The organism is Lactobacillus sp. M0390, assembly GCF_016102085.1.
Lineage (GTDB): Bacteria > Bacillota > Bacilli > Lactobacillales > Lactobacillaceae > Lactobacillus > Lactobacillus apis.
On the sequence record NZ_JACFPH010000001.1, the window covers coordinates 388,650 to 404,202 of the forward strand.

Annotated in this window: 14 protein-coding genes; 10 read left to right on the forward strand and 4 right to left on the reverse strand. The window is 37.3% G+C overall.

What is annotated here, in order from left to right; genetic code table 11:
• Nucleotides 1-26 precede the first annotated feature (26 nt).
• The 3 genes from H3R25_RS01885 to rpsD all read right to left on the reverse strand — a co-directional run bounded on the left by H3R25_RS01885 (nucleotide 27) and on the right by rpsD (nucleotide 2,485).
• Complete coding sequence (locus H3R25_RS01885; protein ID WP_198194127.1) at nucleotides 27-1,331, reverse strand: replication-associated recombination protein A; 1,305 nt, start codon at nucleotides 1,329-1,331, stop codon at nucleotides 27-29.
• Nucleotides 1,331-1,801, reverse strand: a complete 471-nt coding sequence (locus tag H3R25_RS01890; protein WP_198194129.1) for a YueI family protein — start codon at nucleotides 1,799-1,801, stop codon at nucleotides 1,331-1,333. Before H3R25_RS01890 ends, H3R25_RS01885 begins: the two co-directional genes overlap by 1 nt.
• 72 nt (nucleotides 1,802-1,873) lie before the next feature.
• Nucleotides 1,874-2,485, reverse strand: coding sequence for a 30S ribosomal protein S4 (gene rpsD, locus H3R25_RS01895; RefSeq protein ID WP_046306681.1), 612 nt, complete (start codon nucleotides 2,483-2,485; stop codon nucleotides 1,874-1,876).
• Nucleotides 2,486-2,905: 420 nt separating this feature from the next.
• On the opposite strand from rpsD, the gene ezrA reads away from it, so the two are divergent.
• The 10 genes from ezrA to mreD all read left to right on the forward strand — a co-directional run bounded on the left by ezrA (nucleotide 2,906) and on the right by mreD (nucleotide 15,277).
• Nucleotides 2,906-4,621 carry a septation ring formation regulator EzrA gene (gene ezrA / locus H3R25_RS01900; protein ID WP_198194130.1) on the forward strand — a complete coding sequence of 572 codons (1,716 nt, stop codon included), beginning with the start codon at nucleotides 2,906-2,908 and terminating at the stop codon, nucleotides 4,619-4,621.
• Nucleotides 4,622-4,836: 215 nt separating this feature from the next.
• Nucleotides 4,837-5,994: a cysteine desulfurase family protein gene (locus tag H3R25_RS01905; RefSeq protein ID WP_198194132.1), complete on the forward strand. Its 1,158-nt coding sequence runs from the start codon at nucleotides 4,837-4,839 to the stop codon at nucleotides 5,992-5,994.
• A gap of 6 nt (nucleotides 5,995-6,000) precedes the next feature.
• Complete coding sequence (gene thiI, locus H3R25_RS01910) at nucleotides 6,001-7,218, forward strand: tRNA uracil 4-sulfurtransferase ThiI (protein ID WP_046306689.1); 1,218 nt, start codon at nucleotides 6,001-6,003, stop codon at nucleotides 7,216-7,218.
• A gap of 278 nt (nucleotides 7,219-7,496) precedes the next feature.
• Nucleotides 7,497-10,136, forward strand: coding sequence for a valine--tRNA ligase (locus H3R25_RS01915; RefSeq protein WP_198194140.1), 2,640 nt, complete (start codon nucleotides 7,497-7,499; stop codon nucleotides 10,134-10,136).
• Between the two features lie 2 nt (nucleotides 10,137-10,138).
• Nucleotides 10,139-11,413 (forward strand): folylpolyglutamate synthase/dihydrofolate synthase family protein, encoded by a 1,275-nt coding sequence (locus H3R25_RS01920; protein WP_198194142.1) that lies wholly within the window; start codon nucleotides 10,139-10,141, stop codon nucleotides 11,411-11,413.
• A complete protein-coding gene (locus tag H3R25_RS01925; RefSeq protein ID WP_198188813.1) occupies nucleotides 11,403-12,080 on the forward strand; it encodes an HAD family phosphatase in 678 nt (225 codons plus the stop codon). Before H3R25_RS01920 ends, H3R25_RS01925 begins: the two co-directional genes overlap by 11 nt.
• A gap of 38 nt (nucleotides 12,081-12,118) precedes the next feature.
• Nucleotides 12,119-12,742, forward strand: a complete 624-nt coding sequence (locus tag H3R25_RS01930; RefSeq protein ID WP_074425468.1) for a RadC family protein — start codon at nucleotides 12,119-12,121, stop codon at nucleotides 12,740-12,742.
• A 97-nt stretch (nucleotides 12,743-12,839) separates the two neighbouring features.
• The gene (locus H3R25_RS01935; RefSeq protein ID WP_187157856.1) at nucleotides 12,840-13,844 is read left to right on the forward strand and encodes a rod shape-determining protein; all 1,005 of its coding nucleotides are present in this window, start codon (nucleotides 12,840-12,842) and stop codon (nucleotides 13,842-13,844) included.
• Between the two features lie 51 nt (nucleotides 13,845-13,895).
• A complete protein-coding gene (mreC, locus tag H3R25_RS01940; protein ID WP_187157857.1) occupies nucleotides 13,896-14,744 on the forward strand; it encodes a rod shape-determining protein MreC in 849 nt (282 codons plus the stop codon).
• Entirely contained in the window at nucleotides 14,744-15,277 is a 534-nt protein-coding gene (gene mreD, locus H3R25_RS01945) for a rod shape-determining protein MreD (RefSeq protein ID WP_122034998.1), read from the forward strand. Before mreC ends, mreD begins: the two co-directional genes overlap by 1 nt.
• A gap of 44 nt (nucleotides 15,278-15,321) precedes the next feature.
• On the opposite strand, the gene H3R25_RS01950 is transcribed toward mreD, so the two are convergent.
• The gene (locus tag H3R25_RS01950; protein ID WP_122035000.1) at nucleotides 15,322-15,453 is read right to left on the reverse strand and encodes a DUF4044 domain-containing protein; all 132 of its coding nucleotides are present in this window, start codon (nucleotides 15,451-15,453) and stop codon (nucleotides 15,322-15,324) included.
• Nucleotides 15,454-15,553 lie beyond the last annotated feature (100 nt).

Below are 15,553 nucleotides of genomic sequence, written 5' to 3' on the forward strand. Positions count from 1 at the left end.
GTTAGAAATAACAATTGTGTCACTCTTTATTTTTTTAATCCTTTTTCTTGCATTTCATGTAGAATTTCGTACTGCTTCTTAAGGCCACTTTCGATTTTAGAATTGCCTTTAGGATTGAAATACTGCGTACCAACTAAATTGTCCGGCAGATATTGTTGTGCAATCCAGTCATTAGCAAATGAATGAGGGTATGCATATCCTTTACCGTGACCTAGTTTCTTAGCACCTTTATAGTGGGTGTCCTTAAGGTCATCAGGAATTGGACCGTAATTTTTACTTTTCACATCGTCTAGTGCTTGATCAATTGCACTGATTGCACTATTGCTTTTTGGTGAAAGTGCAAGTTCAATCACAGCGTTTGCCAGGGGAATCCTCGCTTCAGGAAAGCCTAGACTTTGTGCTGCCTGTATTGCAAGCTGTGCGTGTTGCACAGCTGCTGGATTTGCTAGGCCAATATCTTCATATGCAATTACACTCAGTCTGCGGCAAATTGAAATAAGGTCACCAGATTCAATTAAACGAGCCAAATAATGCAGTGCAGCATCAGTATCGGAACCGCGAATTGATTTTTGAAAGGCGGAGACTAAGTCATAATGTCCATCGCCTTTTGCATCAAAGTTTTGGCTGCGCATCTGAATTGAATTTGCCATTTCTTCTTGGTCAATTATTAGTTGGTCATCTTCATTTTTACCCGCAGCAATTTTTTCTTGCTTAGTTGAGCGAACGGCTAACTCTAAGCCGTTTAAGGTGGTTCGTAAGTCACCATTTCCTTTTTGAATTAATAATTTTCTTGCATCATCTGTAAGCTCAACATGGTATGAGCCCAGGCCATGTTCTGAATCGTTAAGTGCTCGGCTAATTGCTTGATTAACATCTTCTTCAGCTAAGGGTTTTAATTCGAAAATTTGGCAACGTGATCTTATTGCTGGAGAAATTGCAATATAGGGATTTTCGGTTGTTGCACCAATCAGAATAATTTCACCAGACTCAAGCAGAGGCAAAAGGAAGTCTTGTTTAGTTTTATCCAACCGATGAATTTCATCTAGTAAAAGGATAACAGTTCCACTTAATTTACCTTCTGCAGCTACTTGCTCCAATTGTTTTTTACTATCAGTAGCAGCATTAAGCATGCGAAAAGCATATTTAGTCGAACCAGCGATTGCACTTGCGATACTAGTTTTTCCAATGCCTGGTGGGCCATATAAAATCATGGATGACAACAGTTTGGCTTCAACCATTCGTCTAATAATTTTTCCGGGACCAATTAAGTGCTGTTGACCCACAACCTCATCTAGTGTACGTGGACGCATGCGATAAGCTAATGGTTTCATTATTTATCTCCATGGAATAAGCGATGCCAAAAACCATTTTTATCTTTTTTAGCATCATGACTTAACTCAGTTTTAGGAATTTCGGGTGGGTAAACTTGGGCTATTTCTATTCGCATTTTGTTAATTGCTGTGTTTGAAACTACTAAAATTGCCGTATCGTCAGGACCAGTTTTAGCGGTCTCGTTAGTAACAATCGTAAAAGGAATGTTTGTTTTTCCACATTGTGCCTCGACCTGATTTAAAAATTCATCATTTAAATTGCCGTTAATCAGGATCGAAAATCCAGTGTAATCGTTGAAGTGCGTTAAAAATAATTGGGTTAGGGCAGGGTCTTTAACTTCAGTGTTATTCATTCTGACAAAGACGCGCTCTCGCAGTGAACCGAGATATCTTCTACGTTCATCAGGCTTTGTTTGTGGGGTAATTCCCTGGGCTGCATTTGCAACTCGTGTGTTTAAATCGTCTGACATAGTTATTATTTTCCCTTTCAAGTAACAAAAAACCCTTCCCAAGAAGGAAAGGGCTTTTGCGAATAAAAGAAATTAAAGTAACTTGTTGTAGTATTCAACAACCAAAGCTTCGTTAATTTCTGGTTCCATTTCATCACGTTCTGGAAGACGTACAAGAGAACCTTCAAGTTTATTGTCATCAAATGTAACAAATGATGGACGAGAAACAACTGCTTCAAGTGCATCTTTAACTTGTTGTAAGTTCTTTGACTTTTCTCTAAGACCGATTACTTGGCCAACCTTAACGTCGTATGAAGGAATATCAACACGTTTACCATCAACAGTAATGTGACCATGGTTAACTAATTGTCTAGCTTGTTCTCTAGTAGTAGCTAAACCTAGGCGGTAAACAAGACTGTCTAAGCGACATTCAAGTAAAATCATGAAGTTAGTACCGTGTTCACCTTCACGTATCTTACCAGCACGTTTGAACAAAGTTCTAAATTGGCGTTCGTTTAAGCCGTACATCCAACGTAGCTTTTGCTTTTCGTGTAATTGTTCACCATATTCTGATAAACGACCACGTGAATTAGGACCGTGTTGACCTGGTGCATAGTTACGACGACTAAGTTCTTTACCAGTGCCTGAAAGTGAAATTCCTAATCTTCTGGAACGTTTCCAGCTTGGACCTGTATATCTTGACATAAAATCCTCCAATAAAATCTGATAACAGTTTTTGGAGTAAAATAGTTACGTATAAGTTTAGCATTCGTGCATCTTAATTTTCATTTTCGCCTCTTGCAGCGTCGGTTACTCGTTCACTAAAACGTATTAAGATGTTGACGTTCTTGCCACTTATAGCTGCAAATATTTTACACGAAATCTATTATAGCTACCTTGGGCTATTTAAGCAAGGAAAACTGGATGCTTCTAAGCGTTTTTTAAAAAAACAAGTTAAATTTAGACCAGTTTGGTAATTATTATATTGATAAATTAAAACGTCAGAAAAAGCTCATACTTAATAGTAGATTTTAGCATTCAATTAAGATAGTTAACTTCTTTCAAATCAATCCGCACTCCGTTAAAGAAGTTTGGTATAATTGAGGGTAGTTTTGGAGGAAAAATATGACATCAACTCAGTCCATAATTGTAATAATTGCAATTTTAATTATCATTCTTATTGTAGCATTTATGCTCATCATTAATCGGAGGCAATTGCGAGAAATTATTGAGCTTGACGATATGATTACCAAGATTGACAAAATGGACTTGGGCAATGATATTGCTAAGCTTGATAAGATTGATCTTGCGGGTGAAAGTCTAACAACTTTAACAACATGGCGTAAGAACTATGAACAAGCAACTAGTAAGAAAATTCCGGAAGTTCAGGAGTTACTAGAGCAAGCTGCAGAACAAAACGCACATTATCAGCTTTTTAAGGCAAACAAAAATATTAAGCAGGCTCAAGAAATTATGAAGCCAACTTATGATGATGCCAAAAACACAAAAGACGTTTTTACAGAATTGCTTGAGTCAAATCGCGAAAATCAAATGGAATATGATGATTTGAACAAGAGCTACCAGGAGATGCGTAAAGAGGTTTTAGCAGATTCCTTTAAATATGGTGTTGCGCTTGATCAAATTGAAACTGAGCTTGGTGCAATTGAAACTGATTTTACTGAGGCTAAAAGCTTAACTGCGCAGGGGGATCAGGTTGAAGCTAAGCGCGTTTTATCCAAAATAAAAGCAGCAATTAATTCGATTGGTACAAAATTACCTGAAGTTCGCGAGGCCCAGCATGAGCTTGACACGGTTTTTCGTGAACAGTTAAGTGAACTAACTGATACCTACAAAAAAATGGCTTCTTCAAAATATTGCATTACTAAGGTAAATGTTTTAGAAGAAATTAAACAAATTCGTGGTCAAGTTGATGATGCTGAAAAGCTATTAGCTGAATTAAAAATGGCAGATCTCAAGAAGGAGCTTAAGCAAATTAAGTCTGAAATAGATGGCCTATATGATGTTTTAACGCTAGAATACAAAGCTCGTCCGTTTGTTGAAAAGAATCAAGATAAAATTCAACGCTTACTTGCTCATGCACAAGTTGAATCCAAAAAGCTAGTTGAAAAATTGCGTCATATCGATGAAAGCTATGAGCTAACTCATGGCGAACTAGCTGAAAGTCGAAAACTGGAACAAGAAGTAAACGATATGAATCGGCAATATACTGTAGATACTCAGAATATTGCTGATGGAAAGGGCGTTTATTCCGAAATCAAGACTTCTTGGCTCAGCATGATAGAGCGATTACGTGAAATTAGCGATGAACAGAAGAGAATGTCACAAGACGTTGATGGGCTTTACGATGCTGAAAACGTAGCTAATGATTCAATCAATCGCTTTAAGCAAGAAGTTTCGTTAGTCTATCGCCGTTTGGAACGTAAGAAGTTACCAGGCAATCCTGATACATTTATTCAAATGTACACGTTGGTAGTTAATGAAATTGGTCATGTTGCAAAAGAGTTGAGTGAAGTTAGAATTAATATGGAAAAAATTTCTAACGAGTTAATTCAGATTTCAGACGACGTTGAACGACTAAAAAGAGAAGCAGATGAAATTATCAATTGTGCTGACTTAGTTGAGTTAACCTTGCAATATTCAAACAAGTACTCTAATCATGATTCAATTAAACAGGCACAAAAGAAAACAATGCAACTTTACAGTATGGATTATAACTATAAGGATGCACTTGATACGATTGCAACAGCAATTGAAAAGGTCGAGCCTGGATCATATCAACGACTTGAGAATCTTTATTATTCTGACAAGAAGAACAATTAGACAATCTGATATAAATAAAAAGCTGTATTTATCTAAATACGGCTTTTTACTTGTAAATGGTTTTATAGCGAGGCTCTTTTGGTAATTTAAACGGAAGAATTAGGGATGAGCGACTTGTATTTAAATTATTGCATTGAAGCTAGTTTTGATTTAAGCTAAAATTTATTAGTTAATGGACATTCAAGTCAATTGGGCTTAGAAGGGAGCAAAAGCTTGTGATATATTTTGACAACAGTGCCACCACTAAAATTGATCCTTCAGTTTTGGCGACTTATGATCAGGTTACGAAAACAATCTGGGGTAATCCATCAAGTTTGCACAAATTAGGTGACCGGGCATTTCAATTATTGGAGAGTTCGCGAAAACAAATTGCTAACCTATTGGGTACGCAAGCAGACGAAATTTTCTTTACTTCTGGTGGAACTGAATCAAATAATTGGGCTATTAAAGGAACGGCTTTTCAAAAACGTAAATTTGGTAAGCATTTAATTACTTCTAGTGTTGAACATGCTTCTGTTACCAATGCGTTTAATACTTTAGAGTACTTGGGCTTTAATGTTACAAGATTGCCAGTGGATAAAGAAGGTAGAGTTAATGTCAATGATCTGCGTAATGCAATTGATTCTGATACGACTTTAGTTTCGATTATGGGTGTTAACAACGAAATTGGCACCATTCAACCAATTGAAGAGATTAGTGATTTACTATCTAATTATCCAAATATCATGTTTCATGTTGATAATGTGCAGGCATTAGGTAAAAATATTTGGTCACGTGTTTTTACACCACGTGTTGATTTTTCAAGTTTATCTGCACATAAGTTTCATGGCCCTCGTGGTACTGGTGTTTTTTATAAAAAAGAAGGCAAAATGATTGCTCCGCTCCATGATGGTGGGGGACAAGAAAAGAGTCTTCGTTCAGGTACTGAGAACTTGCCAGCAATTGCTGCAATGGCAAAAGCAATGCGTCTGATTTTGGATGACGAACCTGAAAAAGCGACACGTGAAGAGGCAATTAAGGCGAAAATTGTTAATTATTTGCAAGACAAACCTGGTATTACAATTTTTTCACCAGTTTCAACTGGCTTTGCGCCACATGTTCTTTGCTTTTCGCTTGAAGGTATTCGAGGTGAGACTCTCGTTCACACGCTCGAAGATCATGATATTTATACTTCAACAACGTCTGCTTGTGCTTCAACTAAAGTAGATGAAGCAAGTACTTTGATTGCAATGAATGTTGATGACAAAATAGCTACAAGTGCAATCCGCATGAGTTTTGATGAAACTAATACACTGGATGAAGCAGATGAATTTATTAAAGTTTTTGATCAAATTTATCGTCACTTCGCTCAGATAAATCATTTAGGAGAGTAGTTTTTAATGGAATATACGGAAATTATGATTCGCTACGGCGAGCTTTCAACCAAGGGAAAGAATAGGAAGGACTTCATTGGTCGCTTAGCAGGAAATGTAACTAAAGTTCTGCGTGACTTTCCGCAAGTCGAAATTCATCCCAAGCATGATCGCATGCATATTGTTTTAAATGGTGCACCATTTAAACAAGTTGATCAACACTTAAAAAAGGTTTTTGGTATTCAAACTTATTCCCCAACGATTAAGACTGAGAAGACTTTAAAGGATATTGAGGAAACGGCATTAGCATTAATGAAGGAAACCTATCATGAAGGGATGACTTTTAAGGTTAATACCAAGCGTAGTGATCACCATTTCACTTATGATACCAACGAATTGAATTTAATGGTTGGCGACTATTTGTTTGATCACATGTCCAACCTAAAAGTTGAAATGAAGCATCCCGACATTGTTTTGAGAATTGAAGTTCGTCAAGATGCAGTTTACATTTCTGATGAGTTGCTCCATGGTGCTGGCGGAATGCCGGTTGGAACGGGTGGAAGAGCAGTGATGATGCTTTCCGGTGGAATTGACTCTCCAGTTGCTTCATATTTGGCATTAAAACGTGGTGTTGACATTGAAATGGTTCATTTTTATAGTCCACCATACACAACTGAGAAGGCTTTGAATAAGGCAAAAGAATTGACTGGAATTTTGGCAAATTATGCTGGTCGAATTAACTTCATCGCTGTTCCATTTGCTGAGATTCAAGAAACTATTAAGGAAAAAATTCCCGAAGGCTACTTGATGACAGTTCAACGTCGTTTCATGCTAAGGCTTGCTGATTTGATTCGCGAGAAGCGCAAGGATTTAGCGATTTTTAACGGAGAATCAGTTGGTCAGGTTGCCTCACAAACATTGGAATCAATGGCTGCAATTAATGATGTGACGACTACACCTGTCCTTCGTCCTGTTGCAACAATGGATAAGACAGAAATTATCAGTTTAGCTGAAAAAATTGGCACTTTTGATTTGTCAATTCAACCGTTTGAAGATTGCTGTACTATTTTTGCACCACCACGTCCAAAGACAAAACCGAAAATGGATAAAGCACGTGAATATGAAGCTAGACTGGATGTCGATGGTTTAATAGAACGTGCACTTGATGGTATTGAAGTTACACCAATCTATCCAGATGAGAAATTCCTGGCTAATAAAGCCGAGGAAGATACTGCATTACTGTAAAAAACATGCTATAATGGCAACAAAGTAATAATCAAGAGGTATTAATCTTATAAATAGAGAAAGGTCCATTGTTGGTGAAAGACCGAAGGAAGATTAGTTGGTAGCTTGATTGAAAACTGATTAGCTGAACTGGTAGTAAGCTAGTCCGGTGATTTGCCGTTATCATGTTTTAAGAGAGGTAGGACCTAGTCTTACCTAACTTAGGTGGTACCGCGGTTAATTATATCGTCCTAAACAATTTTTAAATTGTTTAGGACTTTTTTATTGGGAGGAAAAATATGAAAGATTTAGCACCTAAATATGACCCTCGTGAGGTTGAAGAGGGCAGATATCAAAAATGGCTAGATCAAGATTTGTTTAAGCCATCGGGTGACAAAAAGGCACATCCGTATTCAATTGTTATCCCACCTCCAAATGTAACTGGAAAACTGCATTTGGGTCACGCCTGGGATACTGCAATTCAAGATACTTTGATTCGTTATAAGAGAATGCAAGGTTATGACACTTTGTATTTGCCAGGGATGGATCATGCTGGTATTGCTACACAAGCTAAGGTTGAAGCTAAGTTGCGTAAACAAGGCAAAGATCGTCATGAAATGGGACGTGAAGCCTTTGTTAAGCAAGTTTGGGACTGGAAAGATGAATATGCTGGAATAATTAAGAGCCAATGGGCTAAGTTAGGCTTGTCACTTGATTATTCCCGTGAGCGTTTTACGCTTGATGAAGGTTTGTCAAAAGCTGTTCGTCGCGTTTTTGTTCAATTATATAATGAAGGCTTAATTTACCGCGGCGAATATATCATTAACTGGGACCCAGAATTACAGACGGCTTTAAGTGATATCGAAGTTATCCACCAGGATGATCAAGGTGCGTTCTATCATATTAAATATCCATTTGCTGACGGCTCTGGTTTTGTTGAAATTGCAACTACTCGTCCTGAAACAATGTTTGGTGATACTGCTGTTGCAGTTGCTCACGGTGATGAACGCTACAAAGACATCGTTGGTAAAGATTTAGTTTTGCCATTAGTAGGACGTCACATTCCTATTATTGAGGATCAACACGTTGACCCTGAATTTGGAACTGGTTTGGTAAAAATCACACCAGCTCATGATCCTAATGACTTTGCTGTAGGTAATCGTCATAATTTAGAACGAATCAACGTAATGAACGATGACGGTACAATGAATGAGAATGCTGGTCAATATGAAGGCATGGATCGTTTCGAATGCCGTAAAGCAGTAGTCGAGGATTTAAAGAAGCAAGGCTATCTAATTAAAGTTAAGCCAATCGTTCACTCGGTTGGACACTCTGAGCGTTCCGGTGTTCAAGTAGAACCTCGCTTATCAACCCAATGGTTTGTTAAGATGAAGCCATTGGCTGAAAAGGTTTTAGAAAATCAAAAAACTAATGATAAGGTTAACTTTGTACCTAAAAGATTTGAACAAACACTAGAGCATTGGATGGAAGATGTTCATGACTGGGTTATTTCACGCCAATTATGGTGGGGTCACCGAATTCCAGCTTGGTATAACAAGAAGAATGGTGAAATGTACGTTGGTGAAGAAGCGCCAAAGGACATTGAAAACTGGGACCAAGATCCTGACGTATTAGATACCTGGTTCTCAAGTGCATTATGGCCATTTTCAACGATGGGCTGGCCAGATGAAAATTCAGAAGATTTTAAACGTTATTTCCCAACAAATGCTTTAGTAACAGGATATGACATTATCTTTTTCTGGGTTTCCCGTATGATTTTCCAAAGCTTGCACTTTACTAACGAGCGACCTTTCAATGATGTAGTTCTACATGGATTAATCAGGGATGAACAAGGGCGCAAGATGAGTAAGTCATTGGGTAACGGTGTTGACCCAATGGATGTAATTGATGAATACGGTGCTGATGCTTTACGTTGGTTCTTACTTAACGGTACAGCTCCTGGTCAAGATACGCGTTACAATCCAAAGCAACTTGCATCTGCTTGGAACTTTATCAACAAGATTTGGAATGCTGCTAGATTCGTAATTATGAATTTACCAGAAGATGCACAACCTGCTCATATGCCAGATAAAGCTAAATTTGATTTAGCAGATGGTTGGATTTTTGACCGCCTAAATCATACCGTTAGTGAAGTTATTCGGTTATTTGATGACTATCAATTTGGTGAAGCTGGTCGTGAATTATACAACTTCATTTGGAACGACTTCTGTGACTGGTACATCGAAATGGCCAAAGTAGCTTTGAATGGTAATGATGAAGAATTAAAAGCAAGAAAACAAGATAATTTAATTTGGATTCTTGACCAAATCTTGCGTTTACTACACCCAATTATGCCATTTGTAACTGAAAAGCTTTGGCTCTCAATGCCACACGATGGTGAGTCAATTATGGTGGCTAAGTATCCTGAGGCACATGCTGAGTTTGAAAATGAGCAAGCGCGTCATGATATGGCTTTCTTGATTGAAATTATCAAAGCAGTTAGAAATATTCGTACCGAAGTAAATGCGCCATTATCATCTTCAATTGACATTATGATTCAACTAGAAGACGCTAAGAATGAAAGAATTTTAACTGATAATGAAGATTACGTTAAGAACTTCTTACATCCAAAGGAATTGACTATTTCGACCCAAATTGCTGCACCGAAACTTGCTAAAACTGCTGTTATTTCAGGTGCACAAGTCTTTATCCCATTGGCTGACTTAGTGAATGTTGATGACGAAATTAAGCGGATGGAAAAAGAAGAAAAGAATCTTCAAGCTGAAGTTGATCGTTCAACTAAGAAATTAGGCAATCAAGGCTTCGTTGCTCATGCGCCTGAAGAAGTAATCGCTAAAGAAAAAGCTAAGAAAGCGGACTATGAAAGTCAACTCGAAAGTGTACGTCAACGAATTGAAGAATTAAAGAAGGGTGAATAAAATTGTTTTTTACCAACGCTCAAGATGTGATTAAGCACTTATATTCACTTCCTAAACTACATGAAAAAGCTGACCTAACCTATATTAAGCGCGTCTTAAAACTATTAGGAGATCCACAAGATCAGGTGAAAACGATTCATGTTACGGGCACAAATGGTAAAGGATCTACTTCTTATTATTTGAGTAATTTGTTGCAAAAGGCCGGTCAAAAGACTGGCCTTTTTGTTTCACCGTACATTTTTGAGTTTAATGAGCGAATACAGTTAAACGGCCAAAATATTAGTGATTCTGAGTTGGTTAGAATTGCTAATCTAGTTGAAAAAGCACTCGATCAAATTAGAGTCGAAGATCCCAGTTTTGCTTTAGTGACGTTTGAATATGAAGTTATCATTGCCTTCGTTTACTTTGAACAAGTTAAATGTGACTATGCCGTGATTGAAGTTGGAATAGGTGGTGAACATGATAAAACCAATGTTATTACCCCGGAAGTTAGCATCATTACAACTGTCGGACTTGATCACGAAGATGTAATTGGTCCCACACTACTTGATATTGCTCGTGAAAAAAGTGGAGTTATCAAAACCAAGCGGCCAGTTGTTCTAGGTAATCTACCTAAGGAAGTAATGCCAATTATTGAGGAGAGAGCTCGCGAAGAAAGTGCTCCAATAAGAAAATTGGGTAAGGACTTTTTCGTTTCGGATGACCAAAAAATACGTTATAGGGATAACAATAAAAAGTTATCTTTCAATCTTAGACCAGAAGTTGAGGGCTTTGACATTGCTGTCGCGGTTCAAGCATTTTCGCTTTTACATTTGCCTTTAGCGCCTGATGAAATTGAAGAGGCGATTAATCAGACAATTATTCCTGGTCGTTATCAAGTATTGCAGTCTGAGCCATTAATCATTTTAGATGGAGCTCACAATATTCAAGCAATGCAGAACTTGCTTAATTTTATTCATGAGCAAGCACGCCTTCGTCATAGCACGGTTCGCATTTTAATGATGATGATGCGTGATAAAGATTTAGACGAGGTTTTCTCATTATTCCAGCCAACAGATCAAATAGAATTGACAACGATTGATTATCCTCGTGCCGCTAAAAAAGAAGACTTTCCAAATTGGGTTGTGCAGAAGTATCCATACCACGAAAATTGGCAATCAGTCTACAAGCAATTAAAACTTGAAAGTCAAGCAGATGATATACTATTAGTAACAGGATCGTTTTATTTGGTGGGCGAAGTTTTACATTTAGAGGAGAATGCCAAAAATGAAAATTAATGGTATTGATGCAGAAATTAGCGGTATCCTTTTCGATATGGATGGATTGCTGGTTAATTCTGAAAATTTGTATTGGAAGGCTAACATTCAAGCTGCTAAAGAAGCAAATTTGGGCATTCCAGATGACACATATCTCAAACTTGTTGGCTCAACCAATAATGATATGCAGGATTTTTACCAAAAGTACTTTTCTGGTGATGAGCAACGTGATCGCTTTATTAAGCGGACTGATGAATTGGTTTGGCAGTGGACGAATGAAGGAAAGCTAAAATTACGTCCTGGTGTCCAACAAGCACTTGATTTATTTCAGGAAAAGCAGATACCAATGGCGGTCGTTACAAGTAATACTGAAGATGTGGTAGAGCAGAATTTATGGATGACGGGAATTAGAAATTATTTCCAATTTCACTTGAATTATGATGATGTAAAGAAAAATCATGTAAAGCCTAAACCAGCACCTGATATTTATCTGCTAGCTGCTAAAAAATTAGGAATACCGCAAAATAATATTTTGGCTTTTGAAGATTCATCAGCTGGCTTACAATCTGCTGTTGCTGCCGAAATCAAGTGCGTAATGGTACCTGATTTAATTCCAGCAAGCGATAGTGATAAAGAAATTGCTGCAGAAGTTTGCAGCGACTTTTTCGCTTTCTTGAAAAAAGTTTAACGTCTTTTTGCGTATTAAATAGTGAAAGGAATGATTTAATGAAATTTATTAAGTCCCGACACTATTTGATAGACACTGATATTGTGATTTTGACTAAGCTGTTTGACCAGCTGAAGAAAGTTGGAATAACTGATTATGATCAGTTAATTAAGAGACTAAATCAGTTGAATATTGTTAGCTTTGACGATTTACTTGAATATTTGTCTGATTTCAAATGTGATGATAAAGTTGCAGTGATGGGCGAAATGGTGCTTGAGCGTTTACGGATGGCTGTCTATGATCGTGATGCAGTGCTGACTTCTAGTAATGAAGTGGGGATGTATTTAACGGACAAGCTGGCGAATCGTAAGCAAGAAGAATTGTGGGCTATTTATATAGATAATAGCAACCATATAATTGCTGAAAAATGTTTGTTCAGGGGTACATTAGATAAATCTGTGGCTCATCCGCGCGAAATTTTTCGTTGGGCATTGATATATGCGTGTGCGGGTGTTTTTGTTGTTCATAATCATCCAAGCGGTAAATTAGTGCCCTCAAAAAGTGATTTAGAATTGACCAAGTTGTTGCACAACGCAAGTGACATGCTACACATCGACTTTTTGGATCATTTTATTGTTGGAAAAGGGCATTATTTAAGCATGCGTGAGCATCAATTGTTTTAAGTTCATCTTAAAGTTTATACTGCGCTTCTTTTTTAAGTCTGAGTTTATGCTATAATGATTCAAGATTTAGAGACTGCAGTAATAAGGAGAGATTTTCGTGTTTGGATTAGGAGCAAAAAATATTGGTATCGACTTGGGTACAGCAAATACACTTGTCTATATAGAAGGTAAAGGGATAGTTTTAAGAGAACCTTCTGTTGTTGCTAAAAATACTCATACTAATAAAGTAATCGCTGTTGGTTCAGAAGCCAGAGAAATGATTGGTAGAACCCCATCAAGCATCGTTGCAATTAGACCGATGAAAGATGGTGTTATTGCCGATTACGATACAACTGCTTCAATGCTAAAGTATTTTATTGAGAAGACCGTTGGTAATTCTAAGCCTTCAGTAATGATTTGTGTTCCATCTGGTGTAACTGAAGTAGAAAAACGTGCAGTAATTGATGCTGCTCGAGTAGCTGGTGCCCGTGAAGCTTATGTGATTGAAGAACCATTTGCTGCCGCAATTGGTGCTGGGTTACCAGTAATGGATCCTACCGGTTCAATGGTAGTTGATATTGGTGGTGGAACAACAGATGTTGCAACCATTTCACTTGGCGGAATTGTATCTTCAACTTCAATTCGTCAAGCAGGCGATAAGTTCAATGCCGCTATTGTAAATTATGTTCATTCCAACTTTAATTTGCTAATCGGTGAACGTACTGCTGAAGATATTAAGATTCAAATTGGATCTGCATCAGTTGAAAAAGCAAAAGACATTGAGTCAGTTAATATTCGTGGTAGAGACCTGGTTACTGGTTTACCAAAATCAGTTGATATCAAGGCAGAAGATGTATCACGTGCCATTCAAGACGTTGTTCAAGATATTATTGTTGCTATTAAAGAAACACTTGAACAAACATCACCAGAAATTGCTGCTGATGTTATCGACCATGGTATTGTCTTAACCGGTGGTGGTGCCTTACTTAAGAATTTACCTGATGTTATTTCTGAGGCTACAAAAGTTCCTGTATTCATTGCTCAAGATCCACTGGACTGTGTTGCAGTTGGAACAGGTGAATCTCTCAAAAACATTGAAATAATGCGTAGAAGTCGCAGATAAAATTTTAAAAGCCGGCTATTTTTGCCGGCTTTTCTTTAGGGATCATTCCAGATGAAGAAATTTCTACAAAATAAAAAATTATTATCAGTTTGCATTGTTGTTATTGCTCTTTTTGCAGTGATTGGTGGCTCTGTTAGTTTGCGTAATAAACGAAGCACTCCACTTGTAATTCAAAGTTTAGGCAATGATATTGTTGCAGTTGGTACCAGAATTGTTGATTTTCCAATCGGTATAATTTCTGGTGGCTTCAACAATGTTAATAATCTGCTAAATACACAAAATGAGAATAATTACTTAAAAAGTCGTGTGTCTGAACTAGAGCAAACAAAAGCGCGTAATTCTAGCCTTGAAGCAGAAAATAAGCAGCTGAAGTCAGCTTTAAAACTTAAGAAAACTCTTACTGATTTTGATCAAGTTAATGCGTCAGTAATATCTCGTTCTCCTGATAGTTGGACAGATATCCTGGTTATTAATAAAGGGACAACTTCTGGCTTACGTAAAAATATGGCGGTAATGTCTGGCGGTGGTGTTATCGGACGAATTATCGAAGCAAACGCAGCTTCCGCAAAGGTTGAATTAATCACAACTACTGATAAGTCGGCTAACCGTTTCGCCGTGGAAGCTGAAGCGACTAACGGGAAAAAGGTTCATGGCATTATCACTGTTATTGGAGATAAGACACTGGCATTTACTCAAGCAGTTGATAGCAAGAAATTAAAGCAAGGCACCAGGATATATACTAGTGGAATGGGAGGTAATTCTCCTAAAGGCTTACTAATTGGAAAAGTTGCGGCTACAACTCACGATTCTTTTGGGCTATCTGACTTGATAAAAGTAGATCCTGCTGGTGAATTGAATGACCCAACAACAGTAACCGTAATTAAGAGGACGGTGGACTGATGAGCTCGTTAAAGAAATATACACTAGCATTTGCTTTATTCATCACCTTAGCTTTAAATGGTAGTCTTTCATTATATTTGCACCCATTGTTTGGCTTTAATAATGGAGCAAATTTATTACTACCAATTGGTATGATGCTAGTTGCATTAATTGATGATATTAACCAAAAAGAACTTTGGCTAGCATTCGGTACAGGCATTGTAAGTGATATTTTTTTCTTTGGTATCATTGGTGTATATACAGTTAGTTTGCCGTGTGTCTGCTGGCTTTTGCAAAAAGTTGCTCGTTTTTTACCAGAATTGTTTTGGGCTAGAGCTATCTTTACATTAATTGGAACAATTTTCTTAAATGTTTATAATTGGCTGTTCTTTAACCTAACTGGTATCACTAAAGTATCACTAGGGATGCTAATAAAAGGCTTGCTACCGACTCTTTTATGGTCAGCTGCTTTCATTATACTTACGTACTGGATTTGGAACTGGTTAGCCATAGAGTTTCCATTTATGGTAAAGCAAGAGAATTATCGTTCTTAAATTCTCTGTAAACAAAAAAAACGTGAGATCATTTCTCACGTTTTTTATTCGAAAAAGCCGATTTGGCTTAATGCCTGAACGACAACAGCTGCTAAAGTAATAATAGCCATTAGCCATGCCATAAAAATAGTTAACTTTTCAAAACCTGATTTTTTCTTTTTACGTCTTCGCGTCATTTGTTGACCTCCTGTTTGAACAATATTTTATTCTACTTAATTATTTTTTTCAAACGGCTAATAGGATAAAATAGAAACAAAGTAAGTAGAGGAAGAACAA

Coding starts and splice junctions, on each gene's coding strand:
- H3R25_RS01885 (WP_198194127.1), bottom strand. CDS start 1,331: ATGAAACCATTAGCTTATCGCATGCGTCCACGTACACTAGATGAGGTT.
- rpsD (WP_046306681.1), bottom strand. CDS start 2,485: ATGTCAAGATATACAGGTCCAAGCTGGAAACGTTCCAGAAGATTAGGA.
- mreC (WP_187157857.1), top strand. CDS start 13,896: ATGAAGAAATTTCTACAAAATAAAAAATTATTATCAGTTTGCATTGTT.
- H3R25_RS01925 (WP_198188813.1), top strand. CDS start 11,403: ATGAAAATTAATGGTATTGATGCAGAAATTAGCGGTATCCTTTTCGAT.
- H3R25_RS01915 (WP_198194140.1), top strand. CDS start 7,497: ATGAAAGATTTAGCACCTAAATATGACCCTCGTGAGGTTGAAGAGGGC.
- mreD (WP_122034998.1), top strand. CDS start 14,744: ATGAGCTCGTTAAAGAAATATACACTAGCATTTGCTTTATTCATCACC.
- ezrA (WP_198194130.1), top strand. CDS start 2,906: ATGACATCAACTCAGTCCATAATTGTAATAATTGCAATTTTAATTATC.
- thiI (WP_046306689.1), top strand. CDS start 6,001: ATGGAATATACGGAAATTATGATTCGCTACGGCGAGCTTTCAACCAAG.
- H3R25_RS01890 (WP_198194129.1), bottom strand. CDS start 1,801: ATGTCAGACGATTTAAACACACGAGTTGCAAATGCAGCCCAGGGAATT.
- H3R25_RS01930 (WP_074425468.1), top strand. CDS start 12,119: ATGAAATTTATTAAGTCCCGACACTATTTGATAGACACTGATATTGTG.
- H3R25_RS01950 (WP_122035000.1), bottom strand. CDS start 15,453: ATGACGCGAAGACGTAAAAAGAAAAAATCAGGTTTTGAAAAGTTAACT.